Origin of the sequence: Ciceribacter sp. L1K22, assembly GCF_017599385.1 — a bacterium.
Lineage (GTDB): Bacteria > Pseudomonadota > Alphaproteobacteria > Rhizobiales > Rhizobiaceae > Allorhizobium.
Map to the genome: position 1 here is coordinate 1,402,308 of NZ_JAGFPK010000001.1, position 16,434 is coordinate 1,418,741.

Consider the following 16,434-nt stretch of genomic DNA (forward strand, 5'->3'; position numbering starts at 1 on the left):
GGTAGCGATCCTCAAGGCCCTTCTGGTTACAGTGCTGCTGTCGCTGTCGGCGCTCCCGGTGCTGGCCGTCAATCCCGACGAAATCCTGGCCGATCCGGTGCTGGAGCAGAGGGCGCGTGACCTGTCGGCGCAACTGCGCTGCATGGTCTGCCAGAACCAGTCGATCGACGATTCCAACGCCGAGCTGGCCCGCGATCTCCGGGTGCTGGTGCGCGAGCGGATCGTCGCCGGCGACAGCGATGAGGACGTGATCGACTACGTCGTCTCCCGCTACGGCGAGTTCGTGCTGCTCAATCCGCGCGTTTCGGCGAAGACCTATCTGCTCTGGGGAACGCCGGCCGTGCTGTTTATCCTGGGGGCGATAGCGATGTTCGTCTACACCCGCCGCCGTCCCGAGCCTGGTTCCGCCCGTCTGACGGCGGAGGAGGAGGCGCGGCTCGAAGCATTGCTCAAGGACGATGCCGGGCGCGGCTGAAGCGGTCAGCCGGCCTGCCGGAGGTGATGTGCCGCATTGCCGGCGGCCGCGAGCTCGCGAGCTTCCAACGACGGCATCGGGCGCGTGAAGTAGAAGCCCTGGACCCAGCGGGCGCCGAGCGTCCGCAGGACCTCCAGTTCCTCCGCCGTTTCCACGCCCTCTACGACCGCCTCGATACCCATGTCGGCGCAGAGCGCCAGCACCGACTTGACGATCTTGCGGCTCGGCTCCTCGGTATGGATGTTGCGCACGAAGCTGCCGTCGACCTTGATCTTCGACAGCGGCAGCCGGTGCACGTGGCTGAGGCTGGAGAAGCCTGTTCCGAAATCGTCGAGCGAGACAGACGTACCGAGATGGCGCAGCATTTGGGCCGAGGCCTTGGCCTGGGCGAAATCGTGCATGATGGCGGTTTCGGTGATCTCGAAATTGATGCGGCGCGGATCGATGCCGCTGACGCCGACGGCGGCGATGATGCGCATGGTGCCGTCCTGCGTGGCGAGATCGTGCGGCGACAGGTTGAACGACAGATAGACGTCGAGCGGCCAATGCTTGGCCTCCGCCAGCGCCTTGTCGAGCAGGATGCGGGTGATCAAAGCGATGCGGCCGGCATGTTCGGCGATCGGGATGAACTCGGCCGGCGAGACGCTGCCGATCTGCGGACTGTTCCAGCGCGCCAGCGCCTCGAACCCGGCGCAGCGGCCGGTCGAAAGATCGATGATCGGCTGATAGGCGAGAGAGAGCTCGCGAGACAGGTTGGCCGCCAGCAGCGCTTCCTCGACCACCTTCTGGCGCGACAGCTCCTGAGCCTGCTTGTGATTGAAGATCACTGTGCCGGCACGCTGGTAGCGCTTGGCGGTGTAGAGCGCGTAGTCGGCGCGCTCGTAGAGATCCTGCCCGTTGCTGCCGACATCCGGATAGATCGCGACGCCGAGCGATCCCGTCACCTGGACGGTGGCATTGGAAATCTTCATCGGTTCGGCGATCGCGTCGCAGATCGAGACGCCGAGCGACATGATGTTGGTCTCGTCGACGTCGCCGATGATGATCAGCGCGAACTCGTCGCCGCCCAGACGGTGAACCTTGAGGCTCTCGCTCTCGAATCTGCCGAGACGGGCGCCAATCTCAACGAGCACCTTGTCGCCGGCGGCATGGCCATACATGTCGTTGATCGGCTTGAAGCCGTCTAGATCGATGACGCCGACGGCAAGGCGTTCGCCGGTTGCAGCAGCGCCCGAGAAAGCTTTTTCGAGATTGTGGAAGAAGCTGCGGCGGTTGGGGATCTGCGTCAGGCTGTCGAGGTTGGCGAGCCGCAGGTTCTCGTCCGACAGCGCCTGAATCGCCGCGTTGCGCTCCTGCAATTCCTGGCGGGAATGCCCGAGCTGGCGGAAATCGCGATAATGGGTCAGCAGCACGACGATAAGCGCGAAGCTGACAAGGAGAATGTTGAGACCGGTCGCGACGAATGTCTCCTCGCCGGTCATCAGCATGGCGACGAAGAAGGGTACGTTCACCAGCACCGTCACCATGAAGGCCGCCGAGCGCAGGTGCATCAGGCAGAAGATGATGCCGATGACGGTGATCGCCATGTAGAAGGCGACATGCGCCTGCTGGTAGGCGTTTCCGGTCGGCAGCAACGCAAGCGACCAGCCGACGCACACGATCGCGATCGGCGCGGCGAGCCGGTTGGTGGCGGTGAGACCGGCATAGGCTTCCGCCGGCGTGACCTGTCGGTGGCGCTTGCGCAGCCAGCCGAGGCCGCGGATCAGGAAGATCGAACAGAGAGCGCCGGGAATGTAGAGGACAAGCGTGTCCGACGCGACGTTGCGGTGCGTCCAGGCGACCGACACCGTGTTGACGAACAGGATGAAGTAGAGAAGCGGAACCTGTTTCGAGAAGGCCTCGAACTGGGCGAGCGTCAGGGCCGGATTGTCATTGGGCACGCGCAGGAAATTCAGCGCGCGCCAAAGCCAGCTTTTCGGTCTGTCGTGTTCCGGCATGCGTGCATTCCCCCGGATAACCCGTCCCCTCGTTTGTGCTGTTTTAGCAGGCATTGAGTTAAGGATGGGTTTGGCGCGGAGGCCTGATTTCCGGCCTTTTTTGGGGTTTTCAGCCGACGATGACGCTGTTGAAGATCTTCCGCACTGCCTTCGACAGTCGCTTGACCTCGCCTTCCAGCGTCTTGAGATCGGGGCAGTCTCCAGCGCGGCACACGAGGTCGACAAGGCCGGCAGGCACCGTCGGCGGATCGAAGGGGCCGTCGATGCAAAGCCGGGTGACCTGCGACAGTTCGGTGTAGAGCGAGAGCGCTTTCAGGCAGGTGTCGAGATCGTTGCGGTCCATGAGGCGACCGCCGAGCTGGCGCAGGCTTTCGGCGGTGCTGAGGCCGGAGGTGCTGATATCGACTCCCCGGCCGGGACCGACCAGCGCCAGGAACTGGGCGATGAATTCGAGGTCGATCAAGCCACCGGGGATGAGCTTGAAGTCCCAGATGTCGCGCGGCGGTTTTTCCTTTTCGATCAGCGCGCGCATTTCGCGAACGTCGGCGGCGATCGCCTTTTGGTCACGGGCTGAGCCCAGCACCGCCTTGAATACCGTTTCGGCCCGTTCGATGAGCCCGGCATCTCCCGCGATCATGCGGGCGCGCGAGAGTGCCATGTGCTCCCAGGTCCAGGCTTCTTCCCTCTGGTATTTCTCGAAAGCATTGATGCGGGTCGCGACGGGGCCCTTGTTGCCGGAGGGGCGGAGCCGCATGTCCACCTCGTAGAGCACGCCTTCGGCTGTCGGCGCCGAGAGTGCTGCGATCAGCCGCTGGGTGAGGCGGGTGAAATAGCGCACGGCGTCGAGCGGCTTCGGACCGGTGGATTCAGCCGCCTCGGAGTCGTAATCATAGAGCAGGATGAGATCGACGTCGGAACCGGCGGTCAGTTCGAAACTGCCGAGCTTGCCCATGCCGGCAAGCGCCACCTCGCCGCCCGGATAGAGGCCATGGGCACTTTCCATCTCGTCCCGGACGGCATCAAGTGCCGCGCCGATGACGAGACCGGCGAGGTCGGTGAAGGCGTGTGCCGCCTGGGTGCCGCCGATCGAGCCGGTGAGCAGGCGGATGCCGATCAGGAAGCGCTGCTCGGCGGCGAAGATGCGCAGCCGGTCGAGGATGTCCTCGTAGTGCGTGGCGCCCTGCAGGAAGGATGAGAGACGGGCCGACAGATAGTCCTTTGTCGGGATCTCGACCATCAACGCCGGATCGAGCATGCCGTCGAAGACGTGCGGGCGGGCGGCGATGATATCGGCAAGCCGGGGTGCCGACGACATGATCACGACCATCAGGTCGAGCAAAGCCGGGTTGTTGCCGAGCAACGAGAAGAGCTGGATGCCGGCCGGAAGACCGGAGAGGAAGCTGTCGAAGCGCAGAAGCGCCTCGTCCGCGCGCCGGCTCTCGCCGAAGGCCTTCAGCAGTTGCGGTGTCATTTCGGTAAGCCGCTCGCGCGCCTCGACGGACTGGGTGGCGCGGTAGCGACCGTAATGCCAGGTGCGGATGACGCGGGAGATGTCCTCCGGACGCTCGAAACCGAGCGAGGCGAGCGTCTTCAATGTATCGGGATCGTCCTTCTGGCCGGTGAAGACGAGATTGCCGGTGGCCGAGGACAGCTCTTCCTCCTGTTCGAACAGGCGGGCATAGCGCTTCTCGACCGTCCTAAGCACATCTTCCAGTTCCTGGGAAAAGGCGGCCGTGTCGGCGAAACCGCTCATCAGCGCGATGCGCTTCAGTTCCGCTTCTGTCGAGGGCAGGAGGTGGGTCTGCTCGTCGTGCACCATCTGGATGCGGTGCTCGACATCGCGCAGGAACCAGTAGCAAGCCGTCAACTCCCGCGTCGTCGCCTCGTCGATCCAGTTGGCCTTGTTCAACGCCTTCAGCGCCTCCTCGGTGGCGCGGACGCGGAGCTCGGGCATGCGCCCGCCGGCGATCAGTTGCTGGGTCTGGGCGAAAAACTCGATCTCGCGAATGCCGCCACGTCCGAGCTTGACGTTGTGGCCCTTGACCGCGATGGCGCCGTGCCCTTTGTGCGCATGGATCTGCCGCTTGATCGAATGGATGTCGGCGATCGCCGCATAGTCGAGATATTTGCGGAAGACGAAGGGTGTCAGCTCCTTCAGGAAGCCTTCGCCGGCCTTGAGGTCGCCGCCAACCGGCCGGGCCTTGATGAAGGCGGCGCGTTCCCAGTTCTGGCCGCGGCTCTCATAGTAGAGGAGGCCCGCCTCCATCGGCACCGCGAGCGGCGTCGAGCCAGGATCGGGGCGCAGTCTCAGATCGGTCCTGAAGACATAGCCGTCGGCAGTACGCTCCTGGAGTATGCGCACCAGCCGACGCATCATCCGGCCGTAGATTTCGGTGCCATCATCGGGATCGGGCAGGATGCCGGAATTCGGATCAAAGAACACGACGAGATCGATGTCGGAGGAGTAGTTGAGCTCGCGGGCGCCCATCTTGCCCATGCCGAGCACGATGAGGCCGCTGCCGCGCGACGGCTCGCTCCGGTCGGCGAGCCTGACCTTGCCTGTTTCGTCGCCGGCAAGCAGCAGGTGGTCGATAGCGGCGGCGACTGCGGCGTCTGCCATGGCGGTCAGCCAGTCCGTGGTGCGCCGGGCATCGAAAAGGTGGCCGAGATCGGCGAGCGCGACGAGGAAGGAGAGGCGACGCTTGGCGACACGCAGCCGCGTCATCACCTGCGCCTCGGTCGGGGCTACCTCTCCGTCTTCCGGCTTCCAGGCATCGCGCGCCGATGCCACGAGGGTTTGCAGGACAGGTTCCAGCGGCGCGGACAGCGCATCGGCCAGAAGCTTCGTTTCAACACGGGCCGTATCGCGCAGGTAGGGCGAGAGCGTGAAGGCGGCGGCGAGATACTGCCTGAGTGGGCTATCTCCTGCCACGAGCGCAGCGAGAGCCGGCTCGGCTTTGGCCAGATCCTTGAGAAGCGCGTTGACCGTCTTCAGCTCGGTCTGGCTGTACGGTCGGATGACCTCGGCCGGGACGTCCTCGAGCCTCGTCTCCCTGTCATCCGTCATCGTTTCCTCCCGAATCATTCCCCCGGTCCCTTATAACAAGGCCGGACGTCCGCCTCACCCCGCCAGTCGATGACGGATGATCGCCGCGGCTTCAGGCGCTGGGCGGAAAGACCATGGTGACGGTGAGGCCGGGGAAGTCGGTTGAGGCTTCATCAGTGGCGGAGAGTTCCAGCCGACCGCCATGCAGGTCCATGACGGCCGATACCAGCGAGAGGCCAAGGCCCGTTCCGGGCTTGGAGCGGCTGGCATCGAGGCGGACGAACCGCTTGACGACGTCCTCGCGCTTCTCGGCGGGGATGCCGGGTCCATTGTCGGCAACGGCGATCGCGATTTCGCCACCCCGGCGATCCAGCGTCAGCCGGATGAGACGCTTGTCGGTGCCATCGGCATATTTGACGGCGTTGTCAATCAGGTTGGCGATCGCCTGTCCGATGAGTTCGCGATTGCCCCGGACGGAGAGACCCGGCGCGATCCGGCTTTCCAGCGCGAGGCCGGCGTCCTCGGCCACAGGCTCATAGAGTTCGACGGCGTCGGACGCGACAGCCGAGACGTCGAGGTCGGTGAGTTCGGCGGCGATCGAGCCGGATTCGACGCGCGAGATCATCAGAAGCGCGTTGAAGGTTCGGATCAACTGGTCCGACTCGGCGATGATGCCTTCGAGCGCTGTCCGTCGCGATGTCTCGTCGCTGCCGGAGAGCGCATCTGCCGCCTTGTTCCGCAGGCGCGTCAGTGGCGTCTTGAGGTCGTGGGCAATGTTGTCCGAGACCTGGCGCAGGCCCTCGTTGAGCTTCTCGATACGGCAGAGCATCTCGTTGAGGTTTTCAGACAAACGGTCGAATTCGTCGCCGGAACCGCTGACGGGGAGGCGCTGCGACAGGTCGCCGGCAATGATCTTGCGGCTTGCGGCGGAGACGCGGTCGATGCGTTTGAGCGCGTTGCGGCCGATGGCGAACCAGATGATCAACGCGCCGCCGCCCATGATGGCGAGCGCCACCATCAGCGCCTTGCGCACGAGAAGCCGGAACTTGGCTGGCTCTCCCAGATCGCGGCCGACCAGGATACGCAGGCCGTTGTCGAGCTTGAAGATGTAGGCAATCGCCAGATGCGGACGTGTGTCGCCGTTGTCGGTGAAGCGCTCATAGCGGAAGGGCGGCATCGTCCAGCCCTCCTTGTCGAACACGCCCGGCTGCACGGAGGCGACATTGCCGGCGAAAATCTCGCCGACCGGGCTCGCGATGACATAAAGATTGGCGCCGGGCTGGCTGGCGCGACGCTCCATCACCCGCATCAGGGTGGTCATGCCGCCACGATTGTAGGCCCGCTCGATGTCGGAGACTTCCGTCTGCAGGCTTTCGCGCGTCTGCTGGTCGAGCAGGCGCTCGGATAGGGCTGTGACATAGAAGACGAGGAAGGCGGCGCAGAGCGCGAACAAAATGATATAGAGCGCCGAAAGGCGCACCGCCGTGGATTTCATCACTGTACCAAGACGGCTGGCCAAGATCAGCCCTCGTCCTTGATCATGTAGCCGGCGCCGCGCACGGTCTTCAGAAGCGGCTTGTCGAAGTCCTTCTCGATCTTCGAGCGCAGGCGCGAGACGTGCACGTCGATGACATTTGTCTGGGGATCGAAGTGATAGTCCCAGACATGTTCGAGCAGCATGGTGCGGGTCACCACCTGGCCGGCGTTCTTCATCAGATATTCGAGCAGACGGAACTCGCGCGGTTGCAAAAGGATGTCCTTCCCGGCGCGCTTCACCTCGTGGGAGAGGCGGTCGAGTTCGAGATCGCCGACCCGGTAGACCATATCTTGCTCCGGCGCGCCCTTGCGGCGGCCCAGCACCTCCACGCGGGCAAGCAGTTCCGAGAAGGCGTAGGGTTTCGGCAGGTAGTCGTCGCCGCCGGCGCGAAGGCCGGTGACGCGGTCGTCCACCTGGCCGAGCGCCGACAGGATGAGCACCGGCGTGTTGACGCCGCGCCGACGCAGCTCCGAGATCACCGACAGGCCATCGCGGCGCGGCAGCATACGGTCGATCACCATCACGTCGTAAGAATTCTCCGAGCCCATGAACAGGCCGCTTTCGCCATCGCTGGCGTGGTCCACCACGATGCCCGCCTCGCGAAAGGCTTTCGTCATGTAGGCGGCGGCTTCAAGATCGTCTTCAATGACCAGTATTTTCATGCGCGCGACATTACCGCCGTCGATCGGGGCGGCACAACCGGAATCGGTCGGGGCGTCGATGTGCTGCGATGGCGTCACGTGTCTTACTCCACTCCAAAAAGAAAAGGGGTGCCGCGGGCCTGGACCGCGCGGCACCCTCCAATGGCCCGGCGCAGGCGGGCGCCGGGTAAAGGATGCTTGAGAAGGTCAGCCCTGATCGAGCGGAAGCGCCACGAAGCGGTTTCCGTTGTCGGTCTGGATCAGCACCAGAACCTTGGTGCGGCCGGCTTCCTTGACGGCTTCGATGGCCTTCTGCGCGTCGGCGACCGAGGAAACCTCCTCGTTGTTGACAGCAGTGATCCGGTCACCGGCCTTCAGGCCGAGGTCGGCGGCTTCGGAGTCCGGATCGACGGAGACGATCGCGAGGCCCGAGCCGTCATCGGACGGCTGGACATCGAGGCCGAGGCCGGCAAGCGCCTGTTCGGTCGACGGTGCCGGCGCGGCCGGCTCGTCCTGCTGGTTGCCGGCCAGCTGCTGGTCGGTCGGGAAGGTCCCGAGTTCGACCGTCTTGGTGATCGACTTGCCTTCGCGCCAGATCGACAGCTCGACCTTGGTGCCGGGCGTCATCGTGCCGATACGCTTGGCCAGATCGCGGTTGTCCTTGATCTGCTCGCCATCGACGGCGACGATCACGTCACCCTGCTCGATGCCGGCCTTGGCTCCGGGCGAACCGTCCTGCGGAGCGACGACGATGGCGCCGGCAGCCTCTGCCAGGCCGAGCGAGTCGGCGATGTCCTTGCTGACGGCATCGATCTGGACGCCGAGCCAACCGCGTTCGACCGTGCCTTTCTCGATCAGGTCGTTGACGACGTTCTTGGCAAGCGATGCGGGGATCGCGAACGCGATGCCGACATTGCCGCCCGACGGCGAGAAGATCGCCGTGTTGATGCCGATGACTTCGCCGCTGAGGTTGAAGTCCGGACCGCCGGAGTTGCCGCGGTTCACGGCGGCGTCGATCTGGATATAGTCATCGTAGGGACCAGAGCCGATGTCGCGGCCACGGGCCGACACGATGCCGGCGGTCACGGTGCCTCCGAGACCGAACGGATTGCCCACGGCCACGACCCAGTCGCCGATCCGGGCGCCGTCACCGTCGGCGAACTTGACGTATTTGAACTTCTGCTTGGGTTCGTCGACCTTGAGGACCGCGAGATCCGTGCGGCTGTCCTTGCCGACCAGCGAGGCCTTGAGTTCGGTGCCGTCGTTCATGACGATCGTAAAGGCTTCGCCGTCGTTGACGACGTGGTTGTTGGTGACGATGTAGCCGTCTTCGGAGATGAAGAAGCCGGAGCCCTGGGAGGTCGGACGCAGCTTGCCCTTGCCGGCATGCGGCGCCGGACGCTGCTGACCTTCTCCGTCTGGCATCGGAATGCCGAATTCGCGGAAGAAGCGCTTCATCGGATGGTCGTCCGGCAGTTCATCAAAGCCGCGGCCACCCCAGCCAAAGGAAAAGCCGTTGCCGTCAGCGGCGGCCGGCTGAACGGCCGATTCGACGCGAACGGAGACGACGGCCGGCGAAACAGCCTCGACGACATCGGCAAAGCTCGGAATATTCGGCGCCTCGACGCTGACGGGCTCGGCATAGGCGGGGGTGATGATTGCCGGAACGCCGCCCGCGACGATGGCGGCGGCGAGCCCCATGGCGGTGGTGCTCCTCAGGATTTTTGCCAGACGGTTCTGTCCAGTCACGCGGTTGAACATGGTAGCTCCCTTCGTCTTCAGTGTTTTCGTCACATCGGAGGTCGATGCGAGGCGGTGGATGGCCTTTGATATAGAGGGCGTCAGCTTACGATGAACTGTCCGGCGGATGAATTCTTGGTAATGTTCGCCGGTCGCGTGCGGACCGATTACGGGCCGTTGACCAGCGCGAGGATAAGGCGCTGCACATTGCCGCCATTGGCGAACTCGACCTGATCGAATTCGCGCTGCTTCTGCCGCTCGGCGCGGGAGATTTCGCCGAGCACAGGCTGCATCTTCTCGCGGATCTTGCGGCATTGCGGATCGTTTGGTTCCGCAAGCCCGATCGTCGCCTTTTCGATTTCCTTGACCATTGCCTTGATGTGATCGCCATGCACGCGCTCGTGGGCTGTCACGCCGTCGATGAAGGTCTGCCAGCTTTGCTGCAGGGGGCCGGAAAGAGGCACTGCCGGTTTCGGCAGGACGGTGGTGATGACGAGCGTCGGCACGGCGGAGGCGAGCACGCAGTCAGTGCCGCGGGTCTGATAGTCGCGCTTCCAGGTGAGCCGGAACGAGGTATGCGCGATGGTGCGGGCGACGCCAAGCTTCGGCCCGTTTTCGCCGATCGAGGCGTAGAGCTCGGCGCCCGTGCTGCCTCTGACAGGATAAGTCTCGACCTTGTCGATCGCCTGCCATTCTGCATTGGCCGACGTCACCGTCGCGCCGACCATAATGCCCGCGCTAAACGCAGCCTTTGCAAGTTTACGCAGTCTCGTCATCGTGGCGAACGCTATCGGTTTGAACCGGCATTGGCAATGCGTTGCCAAGGCTTACGCCCGCCGTCTCGCGGCCTCCGGCTGGTGCGGGATGACCATCTGCACCACGGTGCCGCAGCCCTCGCGTGAGCGGATCTTCAGGCCGCCGCCATGGAGCGCCACCAGCGACCGGGAGATGGCGAGCCCAAGGCCGGAGCCGCCCTTGCTCTTGGCGTACTGGCTCTGCACCTGCTCGAACGGCTGGCCGATCTTGCCGAGCGCTTCCGAGGGGATGCCGATACCGGTATCGGCGATCGTCAGCGTTACGCCTTGTTCGCACTGGCGCGCCCGCAGCATCACCCGCCCGCCTTCATTCGTGAATTTGACGGCGTTCGACAGGATGTTGAGCAGCACCTGCTTCATCGCCCGGCGGTCGGCACGGACGGAGAGATCGGGCGCGATGCGCTGCTCGACGCGAATCTTCTTTTCCTCCGCCGGCATGGAGGTCAGACGCAGGCTTTCGCTGATCAGCGTCGACATGTCGATGCTTTCACAGCGAATCTTCATCTGGCCAGCCTCGATCTTCGACATATCGAGGATATCGTTGATGACGTTGAGCAGATGCATGCCGCTCTCGTGGATGTCGCGGGCGTATTCCTCGTATTTCGGCGAGCCGATCGGTCCGAACATACCGTTCTGCAGGATGTCGGAGAAGCCGAGGATGGCATTGAGCGGCGTCCGCAGTTCGTGGCTCATATTGGCGAGGAATTCGGATTTCGCCTTGTTGGCGGCTTCGGCGCGTTCCTTCTCGGCCTGGTACTTGGCGTTGGTTTCGGAGAGCTCTTCCTTCTGCCGTTCGAGCTTTTTCTGCGAGGCCGAGAGATCTCCGATCGTCGCCATCAGGCGGCGTTCCTGGTCGCGCAGCCGTTCCTGGTTCCGCTTCAGCTGCGAGATGTCGGTGCCGACCGAAACAAGGCCACCGTCACGGGTACGGCGCTCGTTGATCTGGAGCCAGCGCCCGTCGGCGAGTTGCACCTCCGTTGTGCGCGAATTGCCGCTCTGGTCCGGATCGACGACCCGGCGCTGGACGATCGGGCGCACCGTGGCGGCCAGTACCAGCGCGCGCTCGGTCCCCGGCACGAGCACGTCGTCCGGCAGGCCGTAGACCTTCTGGAAATGCGCGTTGCACATCACCAGCTTGTCGTTCTTGTCCCACAGCACGAAGGCTTCGGACGTGCATTCGATCGCATCCGCAAGACGCTGGTCGGCTTCCGCATAGCGCTGCGCCAGGCGGTGCTGCTCGGTGACGTCCATCGCGATGCCGATGACGTGGGTGCGGCCGGTCGACGAACGCAGCACCTGGGCGCGCGCCCGCATCCAGACGAAATGGCCCTTGTGATGGCGCATGCGGAAGACATGGTCGATGTGGCGGCTTTCGCCACGGGCCAGCTTGCGCGCGATGGCGTAGAGGTTGCCGTCCTCGGGATGCATCATCCGCGCGGCGTCGCCGAAGCAGAGCGACTCGCCGGAGGGCTGCATGCCGAGCATTTCATACATCGAACGCGACCAGTAGAGACGGCGCGTGCTGAGATCGAAGTCCCACAGACCGCAGCGTCCACGCGACAGGGCCGTTTCGACCCGAAGGTTGGACTCCATGAAGATGTCGTCGCTTTCCCGGGCGCGTTTGGCCTGCAGGAAATAGGCGTAGACGATGACCAACAGGATCATCGAGACGCCGGCGAACAGCGTGACGTTGAGCGCCACTTCGCCGCGCCAGAAGTTGGCGACCCCCTGTAGCGAGTGGGCCGCGACGATCATCGCGCCGCTGTCCATCTCCTGGAACACGGCATAGTGCGGCGCACCGTTGATATGCGTTTCGACTGCGCCGGTGCGATCGGCAAAACGACGGACGGTTGCGACTTCCGGGAGCAGTGCCGTCAGCCTGTAGCCGACGAAGCCGCTCGCCGAGGTCGAACCGGCGAACACCTTGCCCGTTGTGTCGATGAGCAGCACGAAGGCTTGCGCGTCGAGACGCGCCTGCGGCAGGAATGATTTCAGCAAAGTCTCGGCCGCCTGTCTGTCGGCGGCGGCGAAGACCTCCTGTCGTTCGGCAAAGACGGCGGCTGCCACATTGGCCGACAGCGCGGTCGACTGCCTGACGGCGCCCTCCATACGGGCATGCTCTCCCAGGATGCCGATGGCGCGCGCCGTTGCGAGCACGACCAGGAACGCCACGATGAGAACGGGGATAGCCCTTCGGAAGAAAACCTCCGCCCGCCGCGAACTCACGCTACCCTCGGACACAAACTCGTCGATGTACCCAGATACCCGTGAAAACACCAGCCGCAGCCATTCGTCGGCTGCGGTTGCCCGCCGCGCGTTCGCCATTGTCCCGCCTTGTCCCTCGTGCGATTCAAGCGCCGCTCGCCCGAATCTGCGGTCAATGAATCAAAGGTGATTCGCCTTGTCCAGACCGTACGGGTGAACAAAATCTTAAGTGCTTAATCCGAATCGTCTTTTTTTCTCGGCAGCGCGGCAAAGCGTTGAATCTGAAAGAAAAGATTAGGCGGTGGCGGCTATTCTGACCCAATAGCCAGGGGGCTGACGAAGGGGGCATTCATGAGATTTCGCAACGCGGCGGCGTGTCTTGCGCCAGTGAAGATGCTTATCGGTGCGACTGCGCTGTCGCTGGCCGCCGCAACCGCCGGCGCGGTCGAGCCTGAACAGCCCGAACTCTACGCCGAACTTTGGGACGAACAGATCGAGGAGGCCAACCAGTTCGTGATCAATACGGCGATCGCGACGGTCTTCCACGAGGCCGGCCATATGCTGGTGTCGGAGCTCTCCCTGCCCGTGCTCGGGCGCGAGGAGGACGCCGTCGATGGTCTGGCGACGATCCTGCTTCTGGAGGCCGAGGACGAGGAGCTCAATGTCGTTGTCGAGGACTGGGCCAATGTCTGGTTCCTGACGGCGGGCGCGGCCGACGAGGACGAGGAACTTGCCTTCTGGGACACGCACGGGCTGGATGAGCAGCGCGCCTACAACACGATCTGCATGATGATGGGAAAGAACCGGAAGCGATTCGAGGAATTCGCCGATTCGGTCGAGTTTCCGGACTATCGCAAGGAGCAGTGCGTCTACGAGTACGAAGGCCTGAGGGCGAGCTGGGGAAAGGTTCTTGAGCCGCACAAGGCGGGCGAGGGCGACAGCACGGCATTCAAGATCGAGTACAAACCGACCACCGATCCACATCTTTCGTATTTCCGCGACATGATCGTCGAGGCCGGCCTGCTGGAAATGGTCCGCGACGTGTTCTCCGGCACGTACAAGCTGAAGGACGGCATCCGTCTGACAGCGACCGAATGCGGCGTCGCCAACGCCTTCTGGAGCGCCGGCGACCGCGAAATGACGCTCTGCTACGAGGATCTTCTGAACAGCGCCAATCTCGACGCGCAGTGGTACATCGACAATCCCGACGAGGATGAGGCGGCGGAAGGTGAGGAATAGGCGCCGGCGTCTTCAGGACGTACCCACGTTAAGCGCCGCGGGGGGGCTTCTCCCCGCTTGAGCGGGGAGAAGGAACAAGGCTTCGTCAGGCCTTCAGCATGCGTTCGACGATGTCGCGCACATCCGTGGAAAGGCTGGCAGCCGATTCGATGCGAACCAGCGCCGCGCGGGCCTTGTCGGCGCGCGACGGCTCCAGGAGGCGCCAGGAGCGCATCGAGGTCAGCAGGCGGGCGGCAAGCTGCGGGTTCTTCTTGTCGATGTCGAGGATCTGCGACGCCAGCAGCTCATAGGCCGCGCCGTCGGGGCGGTTGAAGCCGGTGGCGTTCGAGAAGGCGAACGAGCCGATCAGCGAGCGGACCCGGTTGGGGTTGTCAGCCTTGTAATGCTTGTTCGACATCAGGGCGACGACACGGTCGAACGTGCCGGCGCCCGGAATGGCGGCCTGGATCGCAAACCACTTGTCGATGACGAGCGCGTTCTCGGCAAACCGCTTTTCGAACGCGGCCAGCGCTTCCGTCGCCTCTTTCGAATCCGGGAAATTGTGGACCAGGATCGTCAGGGCCTGGGCGAGATCCGTCATGTTGTCGGCTTCGGCGAACGCCTTTGCGGCCAGCACCGGTGTCTTTTCCGCAAGCGTCAGATAGGAGAGGGCGGCATTCTTCAGCGCTCTCCGTCCCGCGCTCGCCGCATCCGGGCTGAATGCCCCCGTGGCGGATGACAGCGAGGCGAAGAGCCCGCCGAAGATGTCCTTGCCGGCTACGGCAATGGCGGTGAGCACGGCCTGACGACCGTCGCGGATCGCATCCGGGTCGTTGTTCGCACCAAGTTCGCGCGCGACGTCGGCTTCGCTCGGCAGGGCGAGTGCCTGGGCGCGGAAGGCGGGCTCCAGAGCCTCGTTGCCGGCAATGTCGAGCAGTGCCTTGGTCAAGGCTTCGCCGACCACGACGGGAGCACCGTTGCGGACATTGGTTGCCGCCGCTGTGAGAGCCGGCAATGCGAGATCGGTGATGGCTTGCCAGCGGGCGAAAAGGTCGCTCTCGTGGCGGGCGATGAGGCCGAGGTCGTCATCGCTCTGCGCGAAATGCAGGGTGACCGGGGCGGAAAAGCCGCGATTGAGCGACAGCACCGGACGCGAACCTATGCCGGAGAAGACGAGTGTCTGTGCGCGATCCGTCAGATGCAGCACATCGCCCGTGACTTCGCCGCCCGCGATACCGCCGGGCGACATTTCCGAACCGTTGTCGGACAGCAGCGCGAACTTGAGCGGGATGTGCATCGGCTCCTTGGTCGACTGGCCAGGCGTCGCGGGCACCATCTGTTCGAGCGAGACGGTGAACGTCTTGGCCGAGGCGTCGTACGTGGTGGAAACCGTGATCTGCGGCGTGCCGGCCTGGTGGTACCAGAGCGAGAACTGCTTGAGGTCGCGACTCGTCGCATCCTCGAAACTCTTGACGAAATCCTCGACCGTCGCGGCATCGCCGTCATGACGCTCGAAGTAGAGGTCCATGCCCTTCTTGAAGCCGTCGGCGCCGAGGATCGTGTTGATCATCCGGGTAACTTCGGAACCCTTCTCGTAGACCGTTGTCGTGTAGAAGTTGTTGATCTCGCGATATTTCGTCGGGCGAACCGGGTGAGCGAGGGGACCGGCATCCTCCGGGAACTGCTCCGAGCGCAGATGACGGACTTCGGCGATGCGTTTGACGGCGCGCGAGCGCATGTCGGCCGAGAATTCGTGGTCGCGATAGACGGTCAGGCCTTCCTTCAGGCAGAGCTGGAACCAGTCGCGGCAGGTGATGCGGTTACCGGTCCAGTTGTGGAAGTATTCGTGCGCGATGATCGCCTCGATATTCGCGTAGTCCTGGTCGGTTGCGGTTTCGGGATCGGCAAGAACGTACTTGTCGTTGAAGATGTTGAGACCCTTGTTCTCCATGGCTCCCATGTTGAAGTCGGAGACGGCGACGACCATGAAGATGTCGAGGTCGTATTCGCGGCCGAACACCTCTTCGTCCCACTTCATCGAACGCTTCAATGCGTCCATGGCATAGGCCGCGCGAGCTTCCTTGCCGTGCTCGACATAGATTTTCAGCGCGACTTCACGGCCGGACATGGTCGTGAACGTGTCTTCCACGATGCCAAGATCGCCAGCGACCAGCGCGAAAAGGTAGCTTGGCTTCGGATGCGGATCGAACCAGGCGGCAAAATGCTTGTCCGGACCGAAGCCGGCGCCGCCGAGGAAGTTGCCGTTGGACAAGAGAAGCGGGTTGGCTTCCTTGTCGGCGATGATGTTGACCGTGTAGACGGACAGCACGTCCGGGCGGTCGGGGAAATAGGTGATGCGGCGGAAGCCTTCGGCTTCGCACTGCGTGCAGTAGATGCCGTTGGAGCGGTAGAGACCCATCAGCTGGGTATTAGCCTCCGGATTGATCATCGTCACGACGGTGATCTCGAACGGTTCGGTCGCCGGCAGGTCACGGATGACGAGGCTGTCCGCGGACGCGGTATAGCGATCGGTCTCCATCTCGATCTGGTCGAAGAGCAGGCTGGTCATGGTCAGGTCGTCGCCATCAAGCACCAGCGGCGCCGACGGATCGGCACCTTCACGCCGATGGAAGATCAGACGCGCTTCGACCTTGGTCTCCGTCGGGTCCAGCTCGAAGGTCAGATCGACCCGTTCCAAGACAAAGTCGGTGGGTCGGTAGTCTGCCAGATGAATGACCTGGCCCGTATCTGTTCGCATCG

10 protein-coding genes are annotated in these 16,434 nt (G+C 63.7%); 2 read left to right on the forward strand and 8 right to left on the reverse strand.

Translation table 11 applies throughout. The features are described from left to right. The first annotated feature begins 7 nt into the window (after positions 1-7). The gene (locus J5J09_RS07050; RefSeq protein ID WP_208553254.1) at positions 8-475 is read left to right on the forward strand and encodes a cytochrome c-type biogenesis protein CcmH; all 468 of its coding nucleotides are present in this window, start codon (positions 8-10) and stop codon (positions 473-475) included. Between the two features lie 5 nt (positions 476-480). Here the strand turns inward: J5J09_RS07050 and J5J09_RS07055 are convergent, their stop codons facing one another. The 7 genes from J5J09_RS07055 to J5J09_RS07085 all read right to left on the reverse strand — a co-directional run bounded on the left by J5J09_RS07055 (position 481) and on the right by J5J09_RS07085 (position 12,576). After that, on the reverse strand, positions 481-2,472 hold the full coding sequence (locus tag J5J09_RS07055) for an EAL domain-containing protein (RefSeq protein WP_246745797.1): 1,992 nt from the start codon (positions 2,470-2,472) through the stop codon (positions 481-483). A 109-nt stretch (positions 2,473-2,581) separates the two neighbouring features. Next, a complete protein-coding gene (locus J5J09_RS07060) occupies positions 2,582-5,557 on the reverse strand; it encodes a bifunctional [glutamine synthetase] adenylyltransferase/[glutamine synthetase]-adenylyl-L-tyrosine phosphorylase (protein ID WP_208548961.1) in 2,976 nt (991 codons plus the stop codon). Positions 5,558-5,630: 73 nt separating this feature from the next. Continuing rightward, positions 5,631-7,013, reverse strand: coding sequence for a HAMP domain-containing sensor histidine kinase (locus J5J09_RS07065; protein ID WP_208553282.1), 1,383 nt, complete (start codon positions 7,011-7,013; stop codon positions 5,631-5,633). 26 nt (positions 7,014-7,039) lie between these two features. Next, on the reverse strand, positions 7,040-7,777 hold the full coding sequence (locus J5J09_RS07070) for a response regulator transcription factor (protein WP_348646477.1): 738 nt from the start codon (positions 7,775-7,777) through the stop codon (positions 7,040-7,042). Between the two features lie 126 nt (positions 7,778-7,903). Beyond that, positions 7,904-9,457, reverse strand: coding sequence for a Do family serine endopeptidase (locus J5J09_RS07075; protein WP_208548962.1), 1,554 nt, complete (start codon positions 9,455-9,457; stop codon positions 7,904-7,906). A gap of 146 nt (positions 9,458-9,603) precedes the next feature. Continuing rightward, a complete protein-coding gene (locus tag J5J09_RS07080; protein ID WP_348646424.1) occupies positions 9,604-10,212 on the reverse strand; it encodes a DUF922 domain-containing protein in 609 nt (202 codons plus the stop codon). 51 nt (positions 10,213-10,263) lie between these two features. Then, positions 10,264-12,576: a PAS domain-containing sensor histidine kinase gene (locus J5J09_RS07085; RefSeq protein WP_208548963.1), complete on the reverse strand. Its 2,313-nt coding sequence runs from the start codon at positions 12,574-12,576 to the stop codon at positions 10,264-10,266. A gap of 231 nt (positions 12,577-12,807) precedes the next feature. Between J5J09_RS07085 and J5J09_RS07090 the strand changes: the two genes are divergently transcribed. Next, positions 12,808-13,695 carry a DUF4344 domain-containing metallopeptidase gene (locus J5J09_RS07090; protein ID WP_208548964.1) on the forward strand — a complete coding sequence of 296 codons (888 nt, stop codon included), beginning with the start codon at positions 12,808-12,810 and terminating at the stop codon, positions 13,693-13,695. An 85-nt stretch (positions 13,696-13,780) separates the two neighbouring features. On the opposite strand, the gene pepN is transcribed toward J5J09_RS07090, so the two are convergent. Beyond that, positions 13,781-16,432: an aminopeptidase N gene (pepN, locus tag J5J09_RS07095; RefSeq protein WP_208548965.1), complete on the reverse strand. Its 2,652-nt coding sequence runs from the start codon at positions 16,430-16,432 to the stop codon at positions 13,781-13,783. Positions 16,433-16,434 lie beyond the last annotated feature (2 nt).

Bases quoted from the DNA above. Each gene is read 5' to 3' on its own strand.
- J5J09_RS07065 (WP_208553282.1), bottom strand. From the start codon at position 7,013: ATGAAATCCACGGCGGTGCGCCTTTCGGCGCTCTATATCATTTTGTTC.
- J5J09_RS07085 (WP_208548963.1), bottom strand. From the start codon at position 12,576: ATGGCGAACGCGCGGCGGGCAACCGCAGCCGACGAATGGCTGCGGCTG.
- J5J09_RS07060 (WP_208548961.1), bottom strand. From the start codon at position 5,557: ATGATTCGGGAGGAAACGATGACGGATGACAGGGAGACGAGGCTCGAG.
- J5J09_RS07090 (WP_208548964.1), top strand. From the start codon at position 12,808: ATGAGATTTCGCAACGCGGCGGCGTGTCTTGCGCCAGTGAAGATGCTT.
- J5J09_RS07080 (WP_348646424.1), bottom strand. From the start codon at position 10,212: ATGACGAGACTGCGTAAACTTGCAAAGGCTGCGTTTAGCGCGGGCATT.
- J5J09_RS07075 (WP_208548962.1), bottom strand. From the start codon at position 9,457: ATGTTCAACCGCGTGACTGGACAGAACCGTCTGGCAAAAATCCTGAGG.
- pepN (WP_208548965.1), bottom strand. From the start codon at position 16,432: ATGCGAACAGATACGGGCCAGGTCATTCATCTGGCAGACTACCGACCC.
- J5J09_RS07055 (WP_246745797.1), bottom strand. From the start codon at position 2,472: ATGCCGGAACACGACAGACCGAAAAGCTGGCTTTGGCGCGCGCTGAAT.